Below are 21,836 nucleotides of genomic sequence, written 5' to 3'. Positions count from 1 at the left end.
TGACGCCGGGGCCGAGAATAGGAACGCGACCGTGGAGGTCAGCGATCTCCGTCGTCCTCAGCGGAGCAGCGAGCCCGATCGAGGCTACGGTTCGACGAGCTGTCCCGTCTGGGTGGTCTTGCACTGGTAGAGGAAGAACGGGCCGCCGAGCTGGGAGAGCACGGTGGGGTGTTCGGTGAGCGCGAGGACCTGCCGTCGGAAGCACCAGCCCGTTCCGTACCGCGAGGCCGGTACGGCCGCGGGGTTGGTCTCCCATTCGGCAAGGTGCTGGACCAGGGCGGCGAGCGCCTCCTCGTCCTGCACCGTGGTGGCCGGGGACGCGGGAACCTCTCGTAGCACCGCGACAATGGTGTGCACGGTCTGAGTGCTGAGCCAGGTCGTCGGTTTTCCGTCGGCGGCGCTGGTGCGCAGCCGCACGACGGTGTTCTCCAGCGGATCCGCCTTCCACGGCTTGCTGTTCGACAGGGCGGGATCTGCGGTCAGCCATTCCAGCAGCAGGCCGCACTCGATCCCGTTGAGACCGACGCCGTCACCGGCGAAGAGGGCGTGGAAGAAGCGCAGCAGCACGTCGCGGCGGCGCGGCTGCCGGCGTCGCTGCACGAGACAGTGCCAGCACAGCCAGCCCATCGGGACATAGGGGAGCTCGTCCGGTGACGGCATCCGTCCGATCAGGTCACCGACGTCGTATCCGTCCGCGCACAGTCCGCAGGCACCCGCGCTGCTGGCCGGCTTGACCGATCGGGGCCGCGGGAGCTGGGCGATACCAGCTGGCCGGTCCACTCGGGTGACGCGTTGTAGGCGGGCGCGATAAGCGGCCTTGCCCTCCTGCTCGCACACACGGAGTTCCCGAAGTACTTCCCGTAGGTCGTGGTCGTCGGTGTCGGACAGGCGGGGGAGGTTCACCAGCTTGAGGAGACGGCCCCGGAGGGCCTGTGGGTCTTCACCGACGGTCGCGGACAGCGCGTCGGCTGCCTGGTCCACCTGCTCGCGCAGCCGGGGCCCGGCCAGTTCCGCCTCGTTGCCGCGGGGGAGAACTTCCTCGACTCCGAACAGGGTCATCAGCTGGGTCCGTCTCTCTGCGCGGGCTCTTCGCCCACACCCTGCACCTGCTGCCCGGTGGCCGTTCGGCGTCGCCACTCATTCGGGGGAGCAGCATTCACCCAGATGGCGCAACGTGGCATCGCGCTCCGAACCGCCGGGGCTTGAGGTGTTGGATGGGCGTGCGTCGCTGGGAACGGACAGGTCGCGTTCGGCAAGGATCCGGGCGCGGGCACGGGAATGAGGGCCGAAGGCCCAGGCCGCCGACCAGGGCCCGGATGGACAGAGGCGGGCTGCGTATTTCCGGCCAGGGAAGCAGTGTCCCAAGGCAGGAAGCGGGGAGGGGCGGCCTGCCGGAACCAGCAGCGCGGTGCCGCTGTGTGCCGTTCGTGCTCGTGCCGCAGTGTCGGGGGTGATGTGACAACTTCTCGCCAATCAGACCGACTTGGGTTAGCTGTAGATTCCGAAGCGGTACGCTGTAGATATCTACAGCGCTACAGCGGGAAAGGACACAACACACCTCGTGTACACGCTGCGCCCCTTGGCCAACGGCCTGCGAACCGACCACCCCGTCCCCGACCTGCCGTTCGTCGACGACTCCCACATCCCCCTCGAAGACCCCCGCGAGCTCGAAGCAGTCGGCCGCAACCGCGGCGGCGGCATGTGGGGCCGCTACGACCTCGAACGCTCCGCCGGCGGCTGGCGCGCCTTCACCACCGACCCCCTGCGCAGCGAGTTCGCCTGGTGCGTGCGCTACCACCCCGACCACGGCCGGACGGTGGTGCTCGTGCGCGACGAGGACGCGAGCGAACTGCACGCCGAATGGCACGGCGGCCCGCTCCTGTTCCGGGCCGGCGGCTACTGGTGGGACGGCGCCACCTGGTACCGGCCCGGCCAGGTCTGGGACGCGGCCGACGAGGACTTCGTCCGCACACCCGTCCCGGCGGCGCGCGCCGTCACCGCCGACCAGCTTCTGGACGGCACCGCCGACCCGGACGCCGGACGCCTGCTGAAGGTCGTCCCCTTCGACCCGGACGCCTCCCTCTCCGGACGGTGGACCGACCACCTCGCCCTGTGGGCGAAGCACCGCGCCGACCACGGTGACGACTTCCCCCTCGACCAGTGCGTGCTCCAGGTCTCCGCGCCCGAACTCGCCGCCGACCAGCTGCTGGGCGTCACCGAGTTCGCGGGCCTGGCCGGCATCGCCGCCTCCACCCTGCGCTCGTACGCCTCCCGCGGCGAAGGCAATGTCCCCCTGCCCCAGGCCACGCTCAGCGGACGCAGCGCCTGGTCCCGCCCGGTCGCCCAGGACTGGGTCACCCAGCGCAGCCGGGAGAACGTCGCCTCCGCCGTGGCCGGGCCCGACCCCGAGGCGCTCCCCGCCGGCGTGAGTGACTTGCGTGAACGCCTCACTGCCGCGTTCCAGAGCCTGCTGTGGGGACGCCCGCAGACCCGCAAGCGCTGGGTGCTGCGCCACCGCAACGAGCCGGACGTCCGGGAGATCTCGAACGACCTCGCCCTGCACGTGGCCACGCGCCTGGACGACATCATCCCCACCGAGCACCTGGCCGTCACCGTCCGTCACGCCGTCCTCGACGAACTGGCCGAACAGCACGGCTGGGACACCGACGAAGGCGACGACCGCACGCACCATTACGCCCTGACCACCCCCGTCGCCAAGACCCTGGACTGGCTCATCCGCCATCACCCGGACTACGGCCAATACACCCTCGGTGACATCGTCCGCGAGGCCCAGAACCGCCTCGACATCCCTCGCGACGCCGTTGCCGACGCGCTGCTGCGCTCCCTGTCGATGGACGGCAACCTCGACCACGCCAGCCTCACCAAGTATCTGGACCTGGCCCTGCCTCCGGAAAAGACCCGCTGACAAGGGAGCGTCGGCAAGACCCCAGTTGCCCGCACGAACCCCCGTGACGGCCTACGCAGACAGCGAGTCCGACACCCGCAACCGACAAGGAGGATCCCGTGCTTGACCGGTTCGCCATCGACGACGGCCTGCACCTGCCGAGGATCGTCATCAGCGAAGACGCATCCGCCGCCGCGGGCGGCGACGCCCGGTTCCGGGCGGACTGCTCCTGCGGCCGGATGCCGCCCCATCCGGCAGGCACCCGCGACCAGGCCCTCGCCGCCCACATCGCTCACGTCAGCACGCGCACCGGCCCCTCCAAGGGGCCGGAGTGGCTGCCGCTCGACGCCCGCGTGATCCTGCTGCTTCTGGGCTGTATGGCCCTGTGGGCCGGTTCCTACACCGGATCCCTCGCACTGACCGACGCCATGCACCTGACCGGCGTCGGTGCTGCCGGCATACGGATCGGCGGAGTCCTGACGGGATTTGCTGCGGCCGGCTGTCTCATGGTCGCCGTCCGGCACTACATCGCACCCACACGCGCCTGACCAATGCGGTGCCCGACGCCATCGGGAGGGGCGTCGGGCACCGCTTCGACCGTAGTCACACCCTCCCATGCAGCGTTGAATTGATTTCAAGGAGTAGGCGGCAACTTGCTCCGCACCACCTCACCCGCCTCCCCTCGGAGGCCGACAGGAGGAGCCATGACCTGGTACCTGTGGATGCTGCTCGGCGTCGTCGTCTATGTCGGAGTCAGCTACTACCTCACCGAATCGCTGATCGCGCTCAAGCCCAAGCCCCCGGAGGCCTGTTCCTGGTGCACCAGCACCTCCGGGCACACGGTCACCGGCCATTCGTACGCGACCTGCCGCGGCTCCGCCGCCGCCCAACGTGCCGAGGAACAACGCCGCGCCGACCTGAAGTCCGAGAAGGAGCGGCGCACCGAAGCGTCCCAGCAGCGGGCCGCGCACGACGAGGCCGAACGCGCTCGGCAGGCCGGCAAGCTGCGGATGCTCCAGATCGGGACCATCACCACCCGGACCGGGTCACGCCGGAACGAGATCCACATCACCGGATGGGGGTTCGATGCCCTCTCGGGGCCCTGCAGCGGCCCCAGCGGCGGTGCCTTCGAGCCCTACAGCGGCACCGGGGCGCCCGAGAGGACCTGCGGCTGGACCGTCCAGGAGCTCCATGCGATCGCCCACGGGGGTGCCTGCCGGTGCGATGTCGCACGCCTCACTCAACGGTGAGGTGGCTGCCGCCGTTGGGGTCAAGGTCTCCTCTTCCCGGCGGCGCCGTCACCGCTGCACCACGGGTGCCTGCGCCTGATGGCCACGGCCTTGAACCGTGTCCGCTTTGACCCCTTGGACCGCCTGCCGCCGGCACTGCCCGGTGGCGCGGACGCCTCGCTGCGTACTGACGAGCTACTCGTTCGGCAGGCGGTGTTCGCGACTCCGGCGGGTGATGAAGGACCGCAGGTTGCTGTTCGGGCGGGTGTAGACGTACCGGCGCGCGGCGCAGATCTGCAGCGTGTTCAGCTCGTCGACCTCGGCGGGGGAGGCCTGCAGATACTCCGGCTGCGGGCCGGTGGACAGCACGTACCCGGGGCCGATCGGCAGGACGACCGAGTGCGCGTCGCCGATGGCCATGTTGTACGAGAGCCTCGGTCCGTCGCGGCGCACGGTCAGGGCCGGGTTGTCGCCGATGAGGAACTCGCCCTGTCGGGGCCGCAGGATCTGCACGGCATGGTTGGCCAAGAGGCTGCGGGCCTTCGCGAACGCGGCCTCGATGCGGACGCGGAACAGCGCGCCGCTCTCGTATGCGTCGGCCATGGGCTGCAGGACGCGTTCGGCGTGCAGCGCCAGGCCCTCGCGGCCGGTGACGATCAGGCCGGTCCTCTCCCACACGGCCTGCTGCAGCAGGACCTGGTCCTCGTCGAGGAACCGGCGCAAGCGTTCCTCGTAGAAGGCGCGGAAGATGACCTTGTGCAGGTCGCGGTAGTGCTGCGAGCGCACCCAGTGCAGGGCGATCGCATCCTGCAGCAGGGCGACTGTTTCCGGTTCGTCCAGGGCGGTGCCCGCGGCGACCGAGGCAAAGGCCTCGGGCAGGTGCTGTTCGACCTGTTTCCACACCTGTTCGATGGATGCGGAGGCGTAGGGGACGAAGTCCTCGATCCAGCCGACCCCGCGCGGCGTGCGGGCCTTGGGCACGCGCTGCGGATTTCGCAGGTCGTACGGCCGGACGTGGAGGCCGGCGGTGTGCCGGATGGGCGTGGCGAACTGGGCGAGCAGCACCTGGGAGATGAGGTGCTGCCGTTTGATCGGCGCGTCGGACTCGGAGGCGAGTTCGGCGATGCGGGTCATGTCATCGCGTCCCGCAGGCGGCAGTTGTGCAACCACGACCCAATGGTCCCAGAGTGCCTGGTGCCGCCGCCTGCCCATTTGCGAGGCGGTCGAAGGCCGCCGACGCCAGCCGGGGGAAAGGGGTTGACCCCCACCCGATAGAGAGTATTATTGATTTTAGAATCCAAGCGGCAACTTGGTTCGCGCCAACTCAACTCGCCTCCGTCAAGGGGATCGCATGACCACCAAGCCGGTCAGCACCGAACAGTCCACTCCTTCCACCCCTCTCGCCCCCGGGGACCTGATCTTCGTCTACAGCGGTCCCCGCTGCGGCCTGGTCACGCGCCTGGAGGGCTGGGCGCTCAGCCTCCTGGAGATGCACTTCGGCGACGGGCCCGAGGCCACCCGCCAGCGCAGGGTCGCGGTCTTCCGCGACGCCGCCGGGAACCTCGACATCAGCGCCTTCGTCACGCCCTTCGCCGCCGCCGCATCGGCCTGGCACCTCGTCAGCCCGGACAAGCGCATCGTCAACGGCGGCCCGCGCGGCCGTCACAGCGAACTGCCCTCCCAGACCCCGGAAGAGCTTGAAGCCATCCGCGACTCCGGCCGCTACGAGTCGCACATCGGCGCCGTCCCCGTCTACGGCATCCCGGACACCGCGCTGCGCTCCCCGTCCGCCGACACCGACTGGGTGCCGGACGAAACGCCCCGCGAGGACGTCTTCCGCGCGTCGCGCGGCGGCCTGTACCGCTGGTTTGACCTGGAGGCGGCCCCCAGCGAGCCCGCCGACAAGCCGGCCCGGGCCACCACCAAGGCCGCCAAGGCCGGTGACAGCCCGTACGAGAAGGCCCTCGCGGCCGCCAGGAAGGCAGGCGCCAGCCACGCCGTCGACGCCGGCGTCATGGCCCTGTTCTGCGCGGACACCCTGCAGATCCTCCTCGGGGCCCTCTCGCCCCGGCTGGTCTGGGAGGGAGCCCAGCGCCGCGGGCTGTCCGCCGCCGCCCTGGTGAGCCTGTGCGCCAGCGACCCCCAGGCGGTCTGCGACCTCCAGTGGACGACCGACTGACGCCGTCCGGGACGAACCCCGCCAGATCCGTCAGCACTTCCGAGCACGAACCAACCCGCCCCGGCCGCCCGGCCGGGGCGGCCCCACGGCTCCTGCGAGGCGATCACGATGACCACCACAACCACCACGACCCCGCACGCCGGCCGACCGGAGCGGCCGACCCTCAAGGCGACCCCCCTCGCCCTCGCGCGGACGCGCCGTCCCGCCAGCGCCACCTACCGCCTGTCGGCCTGGTACGACGAGCACCACATCCGCGAGAACGCCGCCGCCTTCCTCACCCGCACCGAGGTCGAAGCGACGATCCGCCGCTACCTCCAGGTCAAGCAGGACAGCGAGCCCCTGCGGCACACCACCGCCGACCAGCTGACCCGCGCGCAGTGGCAGGCCATGTGGGACGCGGACGACGAACTGAGCCACCTCTACCGCAAGCTCGACCTCACCTGCGCCTTGATCTACCTGCCGGACGCCTACCGGCCCGAGCACCTCGACCACCTCGCCGAGGCCTACCGGGCGGGCAAGATCCTGCCGGGTCCGCGCCAGCCGGTGCCGATGCCGGGCGGCCTGCTCGTCGAGCGCCACAACAGCGTTGGTGCCACTCTCCTGCCGCTGTCACGGATCCGGGCCGGCGAACGCGTCGAGGCCACGGTGACGATCGCGGCGGTACGGCGGTACGGCAACCACGTCCGTCTGCTGCTGGAGAGCTGGGACGGCGAGACGGCACACGCCCGGGTGGACGCCCGCCGCTTCACAGCGGCCGAGGAACTGCTCGGCCGCGCGCTCAAGGTCGGCGACGAGGTCCTGGTCCGCGGCTACGCCGAGCAGGATCCCGCCCTGCGTGCCGGCGTCAGGAGCGTCGACATCTGCTCGGTCCGGACCGAGGGCTGAAGGCCGGCCCAGCTCATCCCTCATCAGCCCGTCCACAGGAAAGGAAGACAAGCATGACCCACCAGGTCATAACGGTTCCGAAGATCGAGGTGGCCCGCTATGCGGCACCCCGCGTCACCATCACGCCGGTGACGGATGTGATCTCCGCGGAGCCGATCCCCGGCCGGCCAAAGCCCGGCCACTACCAGGGGGTGCTGCTGAACATCAGGACCGGTGAGCTGCAGTTCCACGAGTCGACGGCGCACCTGGAGCCGTGGAACAAGGCCTGGACGGCCATCAACGACGTGCCGCACCAGGTCTGGTCGCGGTGGAACCCGGGAGCCCTCTTCCAGTCCACCGGGCCCCACCAGTGGTTCGAGCCGGTCCCCGAGTTACTGTCGTGGACGATCGACTCCGGCATCCCGGAGTGGCCCTACCTGAATGCTGCGGCCGCCAACGCCCTGCTGGAGGAAGTAGCGCCGGTCTCGCAGGAACTGCTGGGCAGCCTGTTCGACGGCGGCGGCGACCTCGACTGGTCTGCGCAATCCGCCCGTGCCGGCCGCAACATGAAGCGTCTTTTCTCCCGCAGCCGGAAGGCCGCCGGGTCCGAGACCGACGCCGACCTGGTCGACTTCTTTGAGATCGTGGCCCGCTTCCCGCAGGTCTACCAGCCCGAGATGCTGTGCCGCCCGTTGGACAAGCTCGCTGAGGAATGCGAGTGGCCGACCCGGTACCTGGGCGTCAACGAGGACTGGCACGGGGAGATCAGGTCGGAGTTCGGGAAGCCGTACAGCGACGGGAGCGGCATCGGGCTGCAGGTCCTGGGGGTGCGGTCCTGGTACCGGACGATCCTCATGAACGGCGATCCGCGGCCGCTGAAGGAGTTCGAGGTCTGGGACGGTGAACATGACCGGCTGACCGGCAGCAGGATCACCTCCACCTCCACGGACACTCAGGTGGACGCGTGGGTCGAAAACGAGGAGGAGAACGCCGCACGCCACGGCTGGCGCCTGCTGAACGTGCAGGAGGCCGCCTACCAGTACCGGGAGCAACTGCGCTCCCGGGACTGGGACCGCCTGGCGGTGGTCGGCGCCGACATCGCCGCTCTGGAAGAGGACACCGTTCCGCACGCGGAGAAGCAGCTGGAGACGAGGTGTGCCGAGCGCACCCAGCTGGTCGCCGCGGCAATCAGCTGGGGCTGCAGCGACAGCGAGGTCGCCATCCGCGCCCGGGTACCGCGGTTGGCGGTGCGTCAGCTCCGAGAAGGGACCGGTCCGCTGACTGGCCAACTGAAGTAGAGCGTGTCCGGGACTGCCGTCACAGCCCCGGACACCAGATCACCCTCCAACGAGAGCGGCCGGCATCCGTGATACGGGTGCCGGCCGCTCCCATGCCGAACATGTGCCTCGAAGGCCTGTCCCATCAGGCTTCCGCCGCGGCGACCGCCGCACGGAATTCCTGCGTCATCAGGGCCACCGAGCCGCGCTCGACCGGCGCTTCATCCGACTCGCCCCACGCTTTGGCCAGCGCCGCACCCATACGCTGCTCCATCGCCGCGTCGATCACCGGCCGGTACTCCTCGGGGACGTCCCTGGTGTCCTGGATGGCGACCATTGTGCCGAAGCGGGTGCCGATCCACCCGATCGTGGTGACCTTCCATCCGAGCTGACGTGCCGCCTTGCGCATCGCGGCCCTGATCAGTTCAACCCCGCCCAGGCCGACGGCCTCCTCATCGTCGAGGTTCACCTGGTACGAGCCGCCGTAGCCGCCGGTATCCTCGGGACAAGAACGGCGCAGCAACGGGACGAGGGCCTCGGCCATCGCGGTGCAGCGACGGTCCTTCGCGTAGGAAGCCATCTCGGCATCGTAGAGCCGCACCTGTGTCCCGGGCCGCCGTACGGGGGACTGCTCACTCCAAGAGGTGGCGCCGCCGAGGGTGGCTTCCGCGCCTGCCGTCAGACGGGTTCCAGCAGGTCGACGACCGAGAGCCCGGTCTCCCCGTTGACGAGTTGGAGAGCGACCTCGGCCCGGGCCGCGAGGTCGAGGGGATCGAGGTCCTCGGCGTACGCCGCGTGCACGATGCGGTCCAAGCCCGCGCCGACCAGCGGTGCAGCGGTGCGCAGCGAGGCCTCCAGGGCCACGCCCTGGGTGGCGCCGCCGTGCAGGATGATGTTCCGGGTGCGGTACAGACGCCGCAGCGCGATCCGGAAGGCGCCGGCGACATCGCCCAGCACCGGGCGGGGATCCTGCACCAGGTCGGCCATCCGCTGGGCCGCGGGACGGTCGCTGTACTTCGTCGGCGCCCGGGTGAAGTCCAGAGCGGAGGCCCCGCCCGCCCGTAGCGCGTCGGCGACGACACGGGCGCGTTCCTGGTTCGTGGTGCAGGCGGCGATGCTCCGGCCGAGATCGTCCTGAGTGCGGGGCTTGTGCCGGTGAGCGAGGGCGGTGAGTTCGGCCCGGGGCCACGAGCAGGCGATGACGGCCGCCATGCGGTCGGCCGCTACGGCTTTCCCGGACCGCTCGCCGTCCCCCTTGGGGTCGTCCGGGTGGGTCAGCAGCGATTCGATGGCGGCCCAGGCGCCGGCGACGGCTGGGGCCATCGGGCCTCGGTTGACCGCGGCCGCGAGCTCCAGGGCGTCGTCGATCCGGCTGCGGGTGCCCGCGACCTGGTAAAGGTGCCCCTCGTTGACCAAGGTCAACACGTCGGCGCCCCGTGCCGGGGGTTCGAGCGGGATGGCCTCCGCATGCCCGGCGACCCAGATGTAGGGGAGGGGCGCGACTCCGCCTCGGTCCTTGCGCAGGAACTGGGAACGGGCGGTCATCCGCTCCAGCATCTGCCGGGCCTGTTCGGCGGCGCTGAAGGCGTCCAGCGCGTTGAACCGGTAGACGAACCCGCCTCCGGGCCGGACGCCGGCGGTGTCATGGCCGTGTTCACGGAGCCAGGCGATGACCTTGCCCTTGTCGTACCAGTGTTCCAGCGGTTCAGCGAGATCCCGCCGCGGCACCTTCTCCAGCGCCACCAGCACCTCGTACCCGCGGGCCGGCGTCCGCGCGAGCGCGGCAGCGCTGTCCGCTATGTCCGCCGTGGTGGCACGCGCGTCGTAGAGATCTTTCGCCCAGGCCTTGAGGAAACTCGCGCTGTAGCCCAGGTCAAGAAGGTGGGAGGCCACCGTGCGGGAGTACCGCTCCGGCTTCGTACGTTCCTCGACGGGAACGTTGACCGCCACGGCCCACCGCTCCAGGTAGCCGACCCGGACGTGCCCGATGATCTCCTTGAGGCGGCGTCGCGCGGGGCTGGGATCCGGCAGTGCGTTCTTCAGCAGGCCGGTGAGCTCTTTGCGCAGGTCCCTGTCTCCGAGGCCCCGGTCGGGCCCGACCAGCGCGTTGAGCTGGATGCGCTGCCAGTCGCACGCGGTCTGCGACAGCACCCCGTGTGCCTGCCAGTACCCGGCCTCGAAGAGCTCTTCGAGGGCCAGGACCGAACCTATGTCCCACAGACGGCGCGCCCATGGTGTGCCCTCGTCGGTGAAAAAGTCCGACATACGGGCCAGCACGTGCCGCGCGTACGGATCAGATGGAGGAGCGGAGGCCATCGCAGCACCCTAGCCGAGCCCACCGGAAAGAACTCGGCCGACCGCGATCACGTGATACTGTCATCACAGACTTAAAGGGGCACCCGCCGTTCAACGGCCGCTGCCCCTTTCTTCTTGCCCGAACGCCTTCGGCTGGAGCCGATCCCACTGGTACCGTCGCTCGTATGGACCAGAACGGACAGGTGCCGCCCTTCGAGCCGGAAGAGTACGAGCGCGTCGAGGCGGCCGCCCACATCGTCGGCAAGTCCCCCGAGGACTTCGTCCGTGACGCGGCGCTCGCCGCCGCCGCCGACCCGTTCATCAAGGCGCTCGGTCAGGCACGCGACCGTGTCCCGCAGCTCGCCGAGGTCTTCGCCTCCCAAGACGCTCCCGCAGCTGGCACCAGCACGGCATCGTGGCCTGACCCGGCTCCGCTGAGCAGCCGCGACCTGCACGACGTCCGTCACGGTCACGCCGCGTGACCCGGTTCCTCACCCCGCAAGAGCTTCTACAGATCGCACAGACCCTCCCAGGCGACCCGGCCTGTCTCGACCTGGGCATCCTGGATGCCGTCTGCGCCCGGGTCCAGGCCCACTACATGGGCCGCGACGTGTACGCCAGCGACTGGCTCAAGGCCGCGGCCATGCTGGAGACGATCGCGCTCCACGAACCGCTCGAAGCGAAGAACGAGTTTTTCGCCTGGCTGGTCGCCGAGGCGTTCCTCAACACCAACGGCATCGTCCTGCACTACGAGCCGGAGGAGGCTCTCGCGCTCGTCATGCGGGCCAAGCACAAGGGTGCCCGGGTGCAGGAGATCGCCGCGCAGCTGCGCAGCTGGTCGACAAGCTGAGGATTCCCGCCCGCGGCGGCCGGCCACTATTCGTCTTCGACCGGTACCTCGAAGGTGATGGCCTGCTCGTTGTCCGCTTTCTCTGCGGCGCTCAGCCGTTCGATCTTGTACTTCTCGTTCAGGACTTTCGCCTTCAGCCCCCAGGACAGCGCACGTGCCCGCATCCCGTTGTCCCCGGTGACCACAGTGACCGGAGCCGGGGCGATGGCCTGCTGCAGAAGGCAGGCGCGGGCGACGATCTCATCGTCGTTGTTCGGGAGCCGCACGTGCCCGGGCTCGTCCAGTAGGACGTCGACGACGGTCTCCCCGTTGTTGACGACGGCACGGCCGGCCGTCTCGATCTGGGCGAGCGTCTGCTCCAGGAGCGCGAAGACTGCACGGGCCCGCTTCCGGACGCCGGTGTCGTGGGTGTCGTACGACTTCTTGTCGATCTCGTCGATCACGACGTGCGGGATCATCACCGACGTACCCGGGCCGAAGAGCCGATGCCAGGGAATCTTGTCGAAGCGCATGCAGTGCAGCAGGTCGTTGGTGTCCAGGACCACCGTTCGTACCCGGTGCCCGGTGAACCGGTCCTGTACGCGGCGCAGTTCATTGGCCATTTCGGTGAAGTAGGTGCGCAGGTCGTTCAGTTCGGTGTTGATCAAGAATGTCCACCGGTCCGGAGTGAACTGGCCGTGCACGATGGCGTTGTAGCGCTCCCCGCGTAGCCGCGCGGCTACGGCCTGGTCGGCGAACGTCTCCAGGAGCTCGGCCGCGGCCTGAGCGGTCCATTGGTCGTACTGGCGTACCACCGGGATGATGGCTATCTCCCAGGCCTTTGCTTCGTCACTCTCCAAGTCCCGCACAACGGGCACGTGCCTGGGGATATACGGGACAGCGTTCTGAACGTCGGTGAGCCCATGCCAGGTCAAGCTTTCTAGCAGCTTGACCGCCTGATCGCAGGTGGCGCCGGGCCTCAACAACATGCAGTGCTCCTCACGGTATGGCCGTCCGCAACCGAACGGACCTGAGCTTAGGCTCCGTTTGGCGGAGACGCTCTGAGCCATCACGGCAGCCGACCCGTGAGACGCCAGCACGGCCTGCCCACACCGCGCGCCGTCCGCTCACGCCACGCCACCGCCAGACCACTATCCTGCTCGGCCCGGTTCTTCTGGTCCGTTGTGGTCAGGAAGTCCTCGTTGTGCTGAGGACGATGGCCTGATGGGCGCGCTGGGAGAAGCCGGCGACTCGGGGGTCGCGACGCCATGGCCCCATGGTGCGTACGACATCGCTGAGATAGTCGGCGGCGCGGGCGGAGCGCACGCTGCTGAGGATGACGATCGCTCGCTGTCCGTCGGCGAGAGCCCGGTCCAGTTCGCCGCGCTGGATGTGGGCAGTGGCTACTAGGGTCATGCGCAGGCCGACGGAGCGGGTGAAGTCGGTCGCGGACATGGGTGTGGCGCGCTCGTTCCACCGCAGAGCGGCGTCGGGCAGGTTCAGGTCGCGGTGGATCTCGACGGCGTCGGCACTCATCCGGGCCGGCGTGTAGTAGCGGATCCATGAGGGCTCGTTCCCGGGGACGGTGTCCGCACGTTCGAGGAGCCGTTCGGAGTGGGCGAGGGCGGCCGCGGCGGAACGGCGGTCCCCGAGGCGGGCGTGCGCGCGGGCCTCGATCAGCTTGGCGAACGCGAGGACTCGGGGGGCCGCCTTGTGGCGGGCGCGCTCGAAAGCGCCCTGCGCCATGTCCACGGCCGCGTCGGGGTAGCCGCGCAGGGTCGTCTGGAGGGCCAAGTTGGTCAGGACGTGGCAGCCCACATTCATGCTGCCTGCGGCTTTCGCCATCCGCAGGGCCTGGATGAAGTGGCGTTGAGCGAGGGCATGGTGCCCCATGTCGAGTGCGCTCCACCCGGCGACGCGCGCGAGTTCGGCGGTGCCGGCGTACAGTTCCCGGCCCACGGCGTCGGTGTAGCCGCCGTGCAGGAGGGGGACGGCGCGCTCGCGCAGGATGCGGTCGACCTGGGAGGCCTCGCGGGTGCCTCCGCCGTACCGGGAGTCCTGGCGCTGCGCGTGGGCGGCGGCCTCCCACAGTGCGTCCAGGTCGTGGCGGCCGACGCGGCGGTTCCCGGGGTGGGAGGCGTCCGGGTCCTCAGGGACGGCGAGCCACCGGCTGAGCGGTGTGGTGTAGGCGCCGAGAGCGAAAGCGCCGGTGAGGAGGCTACGGCGGTGCACGGTGCTCCAGAACTGGGAGGCGTTGTGGACGGCGGTGTGGGTGTCCCGGTGAAAGTCCAGGCCGACGTCGGCGGTCTTCCGGCGGGAGGCGGGCATGCCGATCTCGGCCGGGTCGACGGGCCGGCCTAATCGTTCGGCCAGTGCCTGGGCTATGAACCGGGGCACGGGCTCGCGGGGGACCATGCCCCGCGTCCAGTTCTTCACGCTGGTCTGGGTGTACGAGCGGGGCTCGCCGGCTTCCTCGGCCAGGGCGTTCACGCGGCGGGCCAGCGCATGCTTGCTGATCTTGGCGGTCTCGATCAGCTCGGCCAGGGCCGTGTTCGCCGTCTCAGCCGAGACCTCACTGAGCGTCATGCCGGATGCCTCCTCAGGGGCCGGATTCGGCTGGATGTTCCACCCATCAGAACGAGCCAGGGCAACTGAGCGTAGTGGCGGGCGCGGTCAGACAGGGGCCGTTATCCGTTGTGAGCCCCCTTTGTGAGCCTGTGCGGGCTGGAGTCCCGGTCTTGTATTTCGGTATCGCAATCCCGTTCGAAAGGGAGGGGTGCTCGTGGATCAGCTTGTGCCCCGCCGTGAGTGCCTCCTGGTGTCCTCTGGTCCGCTGCCGAACCTGGACCTCGTGAAGGTTGCCAGCGGTCCCTTCGGTGCGCAGGTCGGCCTTCAGACGACCCGGGCGGCGGCCGCCGCCCGCATCAGGATGTGGCGTGCCTGGTGTGCGGTGTTACGCGGCGGCGGCAAGGAGTTCGGGAACTCCCTGGGTCCGGGTGTAGGGCTGGAAGCGGGGGAGGAGGTTTTCGACGAGCTTGATGCAGCGGGGGGCGCCGATACGGCGAGCCAGGAGCAGCGCCTCCGTGGCGGCCGCTGCGGCAGGCTCGGGTTCTTCCTGGTCGAGGTAGCTCGTGGCCTGGTAGGTGAGGAACACACCCTTCGTCTTGTCCCGCGAGGCGGGCAGGAGGTGTTCGCCCTCGGTGATGAGCTGGTGGGCGCGGCGGGTGTCGCCGAGATCGAGGAGCGTCTGGCCGGAGTCGACGGCGACGTCGGCCTCCGATACCCAGGCGCACCAACTGGGACGGTCAGTGCCCGCGTCGTTGAGGTGCTGTTCGGCCGCAGCGAGGGCGCGCAGTACGGCCCGACGTTCGGCGGGGTCGTGGCGTGCGGCGAGGGTACGGGCGAGGCGGAGTTGGAGGAGGCAGCGGGCGGCGGGGCTCTCAGCGCGGGTCAGGGCGTGTTCGAGGATGTCGGCCGCCGTGGTGTGCTGGCCGCGCCAGGCGGCCTGGTAGGCGAGGTCGCCCAGGAAGCCGGCGCCCATGTCGCGGTCACCGACCGCGTGGGCGTTGTGCAGACCGGCGATCCAGAGCTGGCTGGCGTCGGTGTGGTGCCCCAGGTCGAAGCGATGCCAGCCGGTCGTCTGGGCCAGGGAGGCCGCGAGGGTGTGCAGGCGCAGCCTGAGCCCAGCCGTGCAGCGACCGTGTTCGAGGAGTTCGGTCACGGTCGCCAGCTGCGCGTCCAGCAGAGCCGGAGTGTGCTGCCGCTGCTCAGTAGGGAGAGCGGCCAGGTACCGGGTGGAGGACTCCAGGAAGGCGACGAGATCCTCGCTGACCTGTTGCTTGCCGTCCCGGGCCCGAGCGAGCGTGTCGTGGGAGCCGCCGGCCCAGTCCGCGGCCAGGGCGGACAACGCGGTACCGGAGATCGTCAGGAAATTTCGGCGTTCCATGGCGGTCAGCAGGGCCTCTCTCAGGGCGGGCACGGAGCTGTGGGGGCCGAAGGGAATGACCCCGTTGGCGGTGAGCGGCAGCCAGTTCGGCCAGTCGTCGGCCCGGACGATACTTTCGGGCCAGCCCAGGGCCTCGGCGATGTAGATCTGGGATTCCGCGTTCGGTTTGACGCCGCGCTGCCATTTGCGCACCCGCGCCTCGTCCGTACCGGAGTGCAGGCCACGCCGACCTGCGGCGGCGTGGATGCCGGCCACGAATTCGTCCATCGTCTTGTCGGCCGCTTGGCGGGCAAGGACGAGCGGGTGCGGGGTGGATGCTGCCACACCGCCAGTCAAGCACTCAGCGTTCATGAACGGTTACTGCTTGACGCAAGGGGACCCCCTGCGGGACCCCCCTCAACCTGTCGACTGCATCGAACAGTTGAGCCCAACCTTGGGTGTGCAACGCACCGCCGCCGGACGACACGGGCCGGCGGCGCCCGGCCCGCCCGGCCCGTGAGCGCCAGGCAGAAGCCACCCGTCACAACTCCTTCTTCGGCGAGGTCATAAGTGACAGATGCCCTGGTCTTCGCACCCCATCCCGATGACGAGACGCTCGGGTGCGGGGGAAGCATCGCCCATCACACCGCGATGGGCCGCACCGTACACATCGTGTTCCTGACGTCGGGAGAGCAGGGCGTTCACGGCACCGCTCCGCAGCAGGCGGGACCGGTGCGCGAGCGTGAAGCCGAGTCCGCGGCCGGCAAGTTGGGCGTGGCCGCCGGCAACGTCCACTTCCTGCGCCTCCCGGACGGTGGTCTCGACCCGGGGGACCGGGCGCAGTTCCTGAGCGTGCTGAGCATCCTGCGGCAGACCCGTCCCGAGGTCGTCTACGTCCCCCACGCGGCCGATGCCGCCCACGATCACAGGCAGGCCCACCTCCTGGTGCGGCGCGCGCTGGAGAAGGGTGCGAGCCGCAGCTACCCGGATGCCGGGCCACGGCACTGGGTTGCCACCGTGCTCGGGTACGAGGTCTGGTCGCCGATATCCGTCCCCTCGCTCTTCGAGAGCCTCCAGCCGTCGGACGTCGAGGCCAAGCTGTCCGCGCTCGCCTGCTACTCCACGCAGGTCAAGGGGGAGGGGGAGGCGGACTACGCCGGCGAGGGTGGGGTGGCGCTCGCCCGGTTCCGCGGCGCGATGACCACCGGCAGCCACCGCGAGGCCTTCGCCGTACTCCGGCTCGGCGCCCTGCCCTGGCCGCCCCCGTGTGGCCAGCCTTCGGCCTGATCCCCCGGTCGGCTGCCCCTGAGAGTGGGCCGCCGATCCCCTCGGTCCTCCCCGAACTCCGCAGAGGAGCGCACGCATGACGACGCCTCACCCTCCCACCGCCGATTCGCCCGTACCGGGCCACTGCCCGCCCGGCGGCGCCGAAGGACGCGACTGGCCTCCGGTATTCGGAGCCCTAGCGGTCTTCACCTCTCCCGGCCGGCTCCAGGACGCCGGACTGACCGCGGCGGCGAGCGACCTGCTGGCGGCCGAACGCTCCCGTACGACGATCGAGCACCTCACCCGCCGCCGCCCCGGCCTGACCCTCGATGACGCCTACCGGATCCAGTGGACCAACGTCCAGCAGCGGCTGGCCCACGGCGCCCGGATCGCCGGGCACAAGGTCGGGCTGACCTCGCTGGCCATGCAGCGGCAGATCGGGGTGTACCAGCCCGACTCCGGTGTCCTGCTCGACGACATGCTCCTGCCCAGCGGCAGCACCCTGTCCTTGGGCCAGCTCGTGATGCCCCGGGTGGAGGCGGAGATCGCCTTCCGTCTCGGCGCGGACCTGCACGGCCCCGACGCCGACGCGCACACGGTCCAGGCAGCGGTCGGCGAGGTGCTCCTCGCCCTGGAAGTGATCGACACCCGGTACGGGGACTGGCGGATGACGCTCCAGGACAGCGTCGCGGACAACGCCGCCGCGGCCCGAGCCGTACCGGGCCAGGCGATCCCGCTGCACGCCGGTCTCGACCTCGACGCCGAGGAGATCACCGTCCGCGTGGACGACGAGGTCGTGGTGCGCGCGCCCGGCTCCGCGGTTCTCGGCGGCCCGCTCAGCTCCGTGGTGTGGCTGGTGAGGCAGCTCGGCCGCCACGGCGCCGGCCTGCGCCGCGGCGACCTGGTCCTGGCGGGCGCCGTGCACGCCAGCCTCCCACTGCACCCCGGCACCGTGATCGAGGCCAGCTCGCCCCACCTGCCGCCCGTCAGCGTCCGGACCATGTGACCCGGACACCTCTGCACACCACCACTTTCGAGGAACGGTGATCATGACCACCAACTCACTGAACGTCGCGGTCCTGGGGGCCGGGCTGATCGGCCTCGACCTGGTCGAGAAGATCCAGGCCTCGCCGCACCTGGACTGCGGCCTGGTCGTCGGACGCGACCCCAAGACGCTGGGCCTGCGCCGCGCGGCAGCCCTTGGATGCGCGACCTCGGCGGGCGGGGTGATGGCCCTGGTCGGTGCCGGGCCCTTCGACGTCGTCTTCGACGCGACGTCCGCCGCCGCCCACACCACGCACTGGTCCGCCCTGTCGGGAGCGGCACCGCTGCTGGTCGACCTCACCCCGAGCAGCCTCGGCATCCCGGTGGTGCCGGCCGTCAACGGCGCCGACGCCCCGGACTACGGCCACATCAACCTGATCAGCTGCGGCGGGCAGGCCTCCATCCCACTCCTGCACGCCATCACCCGCGACGTGACGGCCACGTACATCGAGGTGGTCACCACCGTCGCCAGCCCCACGGTGGGCCGGGCGACCCGCATCAACCTGGACGAGTACATCGCCACCACCCAGGCCGCGATCCGCACGTTCACCGGCGCCGCGCAGGCCAAGGTCCTCGTCAACATCAGCCCCGCCACCCCGCCGCCGCCGTTCCGGGTCGCGATGACCGTCCAGGCACCCGGCCTGGACCCGGCCCGCGTCCACGCCGCGCTCAAGGACGCCGAACAGCAGGCGCAGGCGTGGTGCACCCCCGGCTTCACCCTCACCTCCTGCCACGTCACCGACGGCCAGGCCACGGTGGCCGCCGAGGTGACCGCCACCGGCACCCGGCTGCCCGACCACGCCGGGAACCTCCACATCATCAACGCCGCCGCCGTCCTCCTTGCCGAGCAGCGCGCCACCGGAAAGGCCCTGTGACCACCATGACCCACACACCCACCGCACCCGCCCGGGTCCTCATCTACGACCCGACCCTGCGCGACGGCCACCACGCCGCACGCCACCAGCTCGACGCCGCGCAGCTGCGCGCCTACGCGGCGGCCGCCGACGCGGCCGGCGTCCCCGTGGTGGAGGTCGGACACGGCAACGGCTTAGGGGCGTCGTCGCTCCAGATCGGCCGGGCCCGCCTCAGCGACGACGAGATGCTCAGCACCGTCCGCGACGCCCTCACCCACAGCAAGATGGCCGTATTCATGGTCCCGGGCTGGGGAACCTCCGACGACCTGCGCAACGCGGTCGCGCGCGGCGCGGACGTCGCCCGGATCGGCGCGCACTGCACCGAGGCCGACATCACCGAACGGCACCTGGGCGAGCTGCGCGAGATGGGAGTCGAGGCGCAGGCCGTGCTGCTCATGAGCCACATGGCCAGCCCCGCCCAACTCGCCGAGCAGTGCGCCCTGATGGCCGGGTGGGGAGCGCAGGCGGTCGGCATCATGGACTCCGCCGGCCACTACCTCCCCGCGGACGTGACCGAGCGGATCAGCGCGATCGCCGCGGCGGTCGGCGTGCCCGTCATCTTCCACGGGCACAACAACCTCGGCATGGCCGTCGCCAACTCGGTTGCCGCGGTCGCCGCGGGCGCGACCGTCATCGACGGCTGCGCGCGCGGCTTCGGCGCTGGCGCCGGCAACACCCAGCTGGAAGTCGTCGTCGCGGTCCTGGAGCGTCTGGGCTACGCCACCGGTATCGGCCTCAAGGCCCTGCTGCACGCGGCGGACATCGCCCACGAGAAGCTGATGCCCGCCCCTCCGATCATCGACTCGGTGAGCCTGGTCAGCGGACTGGCCGGGGTGTTCTCCGGTTTCAAGAAGCCGGTCCTTCAGGCTGCCGAACGCGAGCAGGTCGATCCGGTCGACCTGTTCTTCGCGCTCGGGCAGCGGGGTGTCGTCGCCGGGCAGGAAGACCTGATCGCCGAGACCGCGCTCCGACTGAAGCCCCAGGCGGGAGTATGACCACCCCCCAGGCGAGCCAGGCCGCCGTGCTCTGCGGGCTCGGTGCCGTGCTCCCGCCCCGCGTGGTGCGGAACGACGAGCTGTGCGCCGGGCTGGACACGACCGACGAGTGGATCCGCTCCCGGACCGGGATCCGGGAGCGGCGCATCGCGGCCGCCGAGGTGTCCACCGCGGACCTCGCGGTCGCCGCGGCCGCCCGGGCGCTGGAGTCCACCGGCAGCACCGACGTCGACGCCGTGGTGCTCGCCACCACCACCCCCGACCACCTGATGCCCGCCACCGCCCCGTCGGTGGCCGCCCTCCTCGGCCTCACCGGCACGGCGGCCTTCGACGTCGCCGCCGTGTGTACCGGGTTCGTGTACGCCCTGGCCACCGCCGCCGGACTCATCACCACCCGCACGGCCCGCACGGTCCTGGTCGTCGGCGCGGACCGCATGTCCCAGTTGCCGGCCGCCGACGACCGCACCACCCGGCCGCTGTTCGCCGACGGCGCCGGTGCCGTCGTGCTCCGCTCCGGCACCGCCACCGAGCCCGGCGCGCTCGGACCGATGGTGCTGGGCAGCGACGGCGCCCACCGCGACCTCCTGGTCGTCCCGCACGGCGGGCACATGCAGATGCAGGGACCGGACCTGTTCCGGCACGCCGTCGACCGGATGTCCGCCGTCACCCGCCAGGCGGTCCAGCTCGCGCGCTGGCGCCTCGCGGACGTCGACCGGATCGTCCCCCACCAGGCCAACGCCCGCATCACCGCCGCCGTCGGCCGCCACCTGGCGATCGACGCCGACCGGCGGGTGCAGAACATCGAGTACGTCGGCAACACCGGTGCCGCCTCCATCCCCCTCGCCCTGGCCCAGGCCTCCGCGGACGGCACCCTCCAGCGCGGGCACCGCGTCTGCCTGACCGCGTTCGGCGCCGGACTGACCTGGGGCGCCACCACCCTCACCTGGCCCGACCTCAAACCGGCCGCCCACCCGGCCCACGACACCCCCATGGAGCGCACATGACCACGAACGCCACAAACCCGCAGCTGGTCCGGATCCTCGTCGAGGACCTGGGCATCGGCGAGGACAACCTGCGCCCGGACGCCAGCCTCAACGACGCCGGCCTCGACTCCCTCGCGCTCGCCGAACTCGCCGAACTGCTGCCCGAGCGGCTCGGCTTCCGCCTCGGCGACGACGTCCTCAACAAGGCCGCCACCGTCGGAGCCCTGAGCACGCTGGTCGAGCAGCAGCTCACCGGGCAGGAGCAGCGGTGAACCGGCCCGCACCGCAGCCACTGAGGGCCTGGCTGATCACCCCCGCGCTGAACGCCGACCGGTTCGAGAAGGCCACGTCGTGCGGGGCCGACGTCGCCCTGGCGGACTTGGAGGACTCCGTCGCCCTCGCCGACAAGGCGGCCGCCCGGGCGAGCGCCGCCCGCTTCCTGTACCCGGCGGCCGACGGCGGGCCGGTGCTGGGACTGCGCGTGAACGCGCCCGTCACCGCCGACGGCGTACATGACCTCGCGGCCATCACCGGCTACCCCTGCCAGCCGGGCATCGTCCTGGTCTCGAAGGTGGAGTCCGCCCGCGACATCGAGGTCGTCGCCGGCGCCCTGGACACCGGCGGACACGCCCCCGTCCTCTACGCGCTGATCGAAACCCCCCGCGCCATCGACCGGTTGCCCGCGATCGTGAAGGCCGACCGGCTCGGCGGCCTGCTGTTCGGGGCGGCCGACTACGCCGCCCTCACCGGCTGCGCCCGCACCTGGGAGGCCCTGCTGTACGCGCGGTCCGCCGTGGCCAACACCGCCGGAGCCGCCGGCATCCCGGCGATCGACAGCCCCTACTTCGACGTCCAGGACCTCGACGGCCTCCACCGGGAGGCCGAGCGCGCCCGCTCCCTCGGCTTCCAGGGCAAGGGCGCCGTTCACCCCCGGCAGATCCCGGTCATCACCCGCGCGTTCACCCCGTCCGCAGAAGAGGTTGCCGCGGCACAGGCCGTGGTCGCCGCCGGCCACGAAGCTTCGGCGGCCGTGACCACGGTCGGCGGCCAGATGGTCGGCCCGCCTTTGCTCACCGCCGCCCAGGCCGTCGTCGACCGGGCCGCCGCCTCTCGCAGCTGAAGGAGCCCTCA

Annotated in this window: 22 protein-coding genes; 15 read left to right on the top strand and 7 right to left on the bottom strand. The window is 70.7% G+C overall.

The features are described from left to right. Window positions 1–84: 84 nt before the first annotated feature. Window positions 85–1,059, bottom strand: coding sequence for a hypothetical protein (locus tag IEZ11_RS43810; RefSeq protein WP_189268669.1), 975 nt, complete (start codon window positions 1,057–1,059; stop codon window positions 85–87). Window positions 1,060–1,561: 502 nt separating this feature from the next. On the opposite strand from IEZ11_RS43810, the gene IEZ11_RS43805 reads away from it, so the two are divergent. The 3 genes from IEZ11_RS43805 (at window position 1,562) to IEZ11_RS43795 (ending at window position 4,155) form a co-directional block, all read left to right on the top strand. Continuing rightward, window positions 1,562–2,926: a hypothetical protein gene (locus tag IEZ11_RS43805; protein WP_189268668.1), complete on the top strand. Its 1,365-nt coding sequence runs from the start codon at window positions 1,562–1,564 to the stop codon at window positions 2,924–2,926. Window positions 2,927–3,024: 98 nt separating this feature from the next. After that, a complete protein-coding gene (locus tag IEZ11_RS43800; protein WP_189268667.1) occupies window positions 3,025–3,453 on the top strand; it encodes a hypothetical protein in 429 nt (142 codons plus the stop codon). Between the two features lie 156 nt (window positions 3,454–3,609). Then, on the top strand, window positions 3,610–4,155 hold the full coding sequence (locus IEZ11_RS43795; RefSeq protein WP_189268666.1) for a hypothetical protein: 546 nt from the start codon (window positions 3,610–3,612) through the stop codon (window positions 4,153–4,155). Between the two features lie 174 nt (window positions 4,156–4,329). Here IEZ11_RS43795 and IEZ11_RS43790 read toward each other — a convergent pair whose 3' ends face one another. Beyond that, window positions 4,330–5,268, bottom strand: a complete 939-nt coding sequence (locus tag IEZ11_RS43790; protein ID WP_189268665.1) for a DUF4238 domain-containing protein — start codon at window positions 5,266–5,268, stop codon at window positions 4,330–4,332. A 217-nt stretch (window positions 5,269–5,485) separates the two neighbouring features. Here IEZ11_RS43790 and IEZ11_RS43785 point away from each other — a divergent pair, with 217 nt between their 5' ends. The 3 genes from IEZ11_RS43785 (at window position 5,486) to IEZ11_RS43775 (ending at window position 8,475) form a co-directional block, all read left to right on the top strand. After that, the gene (locus IEZ11_RS43785; protein WP_189268664.1) at window positions 5,486–6,313 is read left to right on the top strand and encodes a hypothetical protein; all 828 of its coding nucleotides are present in this window, start codon (window positions 5,486–5,488) and stop codon (window positions 6,311–6,313) included. 108 nt (window positions 6,314–6,421) lie between these two features. Continuing rightward, window positions 6,422–7,198, top strand: coding sequence for a hypothetical protein (locus IEZ11_RS43780; RefSeq protein WP_189268663.1), 777 nt, complete (start codon window positions 6,422–6,424; stop codon window positions 7,196–7,198). Between the two features lie 53 nt (window positions 7,199–7,251). Next, a complete protein-coding gene (locus tag IEZ11_RS43775; protein ID WP_189268662.1) occupies window positions 7,252–8,475 on the top strand; it encodes a hypothetical protein in 1,224 nt (407 codons plus the stop codon). A gap of 124 nt (window positions 8,476–8,599) precedes the next feature. On the opposite strand, the gene IEZ11_RS43770 is transcribed toward IEZ11_RS43775, so the two are convergent. Together IEZ11_RS43770 and IEZ11_RS43765 are read right to left on the bottom strand one after the other, a co-directional pair. Further along, on the bottom strand, window positions 8,600–9,034 hold the full coding sequence (locus IEZ11_RS43770) for a hypothetical protein (protein WP_229713734.1): 435 nt from the start codon (window positions 9,032–9,034) through the stop codon (window positions 8,600–8,602). 98 nt (window positions 9,035–9,132) lie between these two features. After that, window positions 9,133–10,770 carry an integrase gene (locus tag IEZ11_RS43765; protein ID WP_189268661.1) on the bottom strand — a complete coding sequence of 546 codons (1,638 nt, stop codon included), beginning with the start codon at window positions 10,768–10,770 and terminating at the stop codon, window positions 9,133–9,135. A gap of 164 nt (window positions 10,771–10,934) precedes the next feature. Here IEZ11_RS43765 and IEZ11_RS43760 point away from each other — a divergent pair, with 164 nt between their 5' ends. Together IEZ11_RS43760 and IEZ11_RS43755 are read left to right on the top strand one after the other, a co-directional pair. Further along, window positions 10,935–11,231 (top strand): hypothetical protein, encoded by a 297-nt coding sequence (locus IEZ11_RS43760; protein ID WP_189268660.1) that lies wholly within the window; start codon window positions 10,935–10,937, stop codon window positions 11,229–11,231. Further along, entirely contained in the window at window positions 11,228–11,599 is a 372-nt protein-coding gene (locus IEZ11_RS43755) for a fic family toxin-antitoxin system, toxin component (RefSeq protein ID WP_189268659.1), read from the top strand. Before IEZ11_RS43760 ends, IEZ11_RS43755 begins: the two co-directional genes overlap by 4 nt. A gap of 26 nt (window positions 11,600–11,625) precedes the next feature. Here the strand turns inward: IEZ11_RS43755 and IEZ11_RS43750 are convergent, their stop codons facing one another. From IEZ11_RS43750 to IEZ11_RS43740, 3 genes are all read right to left on the bottom strand, one after another. Beyond that, window positions 11,626–12,438, bottom strand: coding sequence for a PIN domain-containing protein (locus IEZ11_RS43750; protein WP_189268658.1), 813 nt, complete (start codon window positions 12,436–12,438; stop codon window positions 11,626–11,628). A gap of 328 nt (window positions 12,439–12,766) precedes the next feature. Further along, window positions 12,767–14,164 (bottom strand): NsdA family TPR-like regulatory protein, encoded by a 1,398-nt coding sequence (locus IEZ11_RS43745; protein WP_189268657.1) that lies wholly within the window; start codon window positions 14,162–14,164, stop codon window positions 12,767–12,769. Between the two features lie 367 nt (window positions 14,165–14,531). After that, on the bottom strand, window positions 14,532–15,848 hold the full coding sequence (locus tag IEZ11_RS43740; RefSeq protein ID WP_229713733.1) for an NsdA family TPR-like regulatory protein: 1,317 nt from the start codon (window positions 15,846–15,848) through the stop codon (window positions 14,532–14,534). A gap of 225 nt (window positions 15,849–16,073) precedes the next feature. On the opposite strand from IEZ11_RS43740, the gene IEZ11_RS43735 reads away from it, so the two are divergent. The 7 genes from IEZ11_RS43735 (at window position 16,074) to IEZ11_RS43705 (ending at window position 21,825) form a co-directional block, all read left to right on the top strand. After that, window positions 16,074–16,790 (top strand): PIG-L deacetylase family protein, encoded by a 717-nt coding sequence (locus tag IEZ11_RS43735; protein ID WP_189268655.1) that lies wholly within the window; start codon window positions 16,074–16,076, stop codon window positions 16,788–16,790. A 76-nt stretch (window positions 16,791–16,866) separates the two neighbouring features. Next, window positions 16,867–17,775, top strand: coding sequence for a 2-keto-4-pentenoate hydratase (locus IEZ11_RS43730; protein WP_189268654.1), 909 nt, complete (start codon window positions 16,867–16,869; stop codon window positions 17,773–17,775). Window positions 17,776–17,818: 43 nt separating this feature from the next. After that, entirely contained in the window at window positions 17,819–18,688 is an 870-nt protein-coding gene (locus IEZ11_RS43725) for an acetylating acetaldehyde dehydrogenase (RefSeq protein ID WP_189268653.1), read from the top strand. 5 nt (window positions 18,689–18,693) lie between these two features. Then, window positions 18,694–19,722, top strand: coding sequence for a 4-hydroxy-2-oxovalerate aldolase (dmpG, locus tag IEZ11_RS43720; protein WP_189268652.1), 1,029 nt, complete (start codon window positions 18,694–18,696; stop codon window positions 19,720–19,722). Further along, window positions 19,719–20,726 (top strand): beta-ketoacyl-ACP synthase III, encoded by a 1,008-nt coding sequence (locus IEZ11_RS43715; RefSeq protein WP_189268651.1) that lies wholly within the window; start codon window positions 19,719–19,721, stop codon window positions 20,724–20,726. Before dmpG ends, IEZ11_RS43715 begins: the two co-directional genes overlap by 4 nt. Continuing rightward, window positions 20,723–20,977, top strand: coding sequence for an acyl carrier protein (locus IEZ11_RS43710; RefSeq protein WP_189268650.1), 255 nt, complete (start codon window positions 20,723–20,725; stop codon window positions 20,975–20,977). Before IEZ11_RS43715 ends, IEZ11_RS43710 begins: the two co-directional genes overlap by 4 nt. Continuing rightward, entirely contained in the window at window positions 20,974–21,825 is an 852-nt protein-coding gene (locus IEZ11_RS43705) for an HpcH/HpaI aldolase/citrate lyase family protein (RefSeq protein ID WP_229713732.1), read from the top strand. The genes IEZ11_RS43710 and IEZ11_RS43705 overlap by 4 nt, the downstream gene beginning before the upstream one ends. Window positions 21,826–21,836 lie beyond the last annotated feature (11 nt).

The organism is Streptomyces fuscichromogenes (assembly GCF_014645815.1).
Taxonomy (GTDB): Bacteria; Actinomycetota; Actinomycetes; order Streptomycetales; family Streptomycetaceae; genus Streptomyces; species Streptomyces fuscichromogenes.
The sequence above is the reverse complement of the archived record's forward strand: the minus strand, read 5'-3'. Positions and strand labels throughout refer to the sequence as shown.

What these genes read in the sequence shown, in the direction of transcription:
- IEZ11_RS43745 (WP_189268657.1), bottom strand. Translation starts at nt 14,164, where the DNA reads ATGACGCTCAGTGAGGTCTCGGCTGAGACGGCGAACACGGCCCTGGCC.
- IEZ11_RS43715 (WP_189268651.1), top strand. Translation starts at nt 19,719, where the DNA reads ATGACCACCCCCCAGGCGAGCCAGGCCGCCGTGCTCTGCGGGCTCGGT.
- IEZ11_RS43780 (WP_189268663.1), top strand. Translation starts at nt 6,422, where the DNA reads ATGACCACCACAACCACCACGACCCCGCACGCCGGCCGACCGGAGCGG.
- IEZ11_RS43765 (WP_189268661.1), bottom strand. Translation starts at nt 10,770, where the DNA reads ATGGCCTCCGCTCCTCCATCTGATCCGTACGCGCGGCACGTGCTGGCC.
- IEZ11_RS43730 (WP_189268654.1), top strand. Translation starts at nt 16,867, where the DNA reads ATGACGACGCCTCACCCTCCCACCGCCGATTCGCCCGTACCGGGCCAC.
- IEZ11_RS43790 (WP_189268665.1), bottom strand. Translation starts at nt 5,268, where the DNA reads ATGACCCGCATCGCCGAACTCGCCTCCGAGTCCGACGCGCCGATCAAA.
- IEZ11_RS43810 (WP_189268669.1), bottom strand. Translation starts at nt 1,059, where the DNA reads ATGACCCTGTTCGGAGTCGAGGAAGTTCTCCCCCGCGGCAACGAGGCG.
- IEZ11_RS43795 (WP_189268666.1), top strand. Translation starts at nt 3,610, where the DNA reads ATGACCTGGTACCTGTGGATGCTGCTCGGCGTCGTCGTCTATGTCGGA.
- IEZ11_RS43760 (WP_189268660.1), top strand. Translation starts at nt 10,935, where the DNA reads ATGGACCAGAACGGACAGGTGCCGCCCTTCGAGCCGGAAGAGTACGAG.
- dmpG (WP_189268652.1), top strand. Translation starts at nt 18,694, where the DNA reads ATGACCCACACACCCACCGCACCCGCCCGGGTCCTCATCTACGACCCG.
- IEZ11_RS43785 (WP_189268664.1), top strand. Translation starts at nt 5,486, where the DNA reads ATGACCACCAAGCCGGTCAGCACCGAACAGTCCACTCCTTCCACCCCT.
- IEZ11_RS43725 (WP_189268653.1), top strand. Translation starts at nt 17,819, where the DNA reads ATGACCACCAACTCACTGAACGTCGCGGTCCTGGGGGCCGGGCTGATC.
- IEZ11_RS43775 (WP_189268662.1), top strand. Translation starts at nt 7,252, where the DNA reads ATGACCCACCAGGTCATAACGGTTCCGAAGATCGAGGTGGCCCGCTAT.
- IEZ11_RS43770 (WP_229713734.1), bottom strand. Translation starts at nt 9,034, where the DNA reads ATGGCTTCCTACGCGAAGGACCGTCGCTGCACCGCGATGGCCGAGGCC.
- IEZ11_RS43710 (WP_189268650.1), top strand. Translation starts at nt 20,723, where the DNA reads ATGACCACGAACGCCACAAACCCGCAGCTGGTCCGGATCCTCGTCGAG.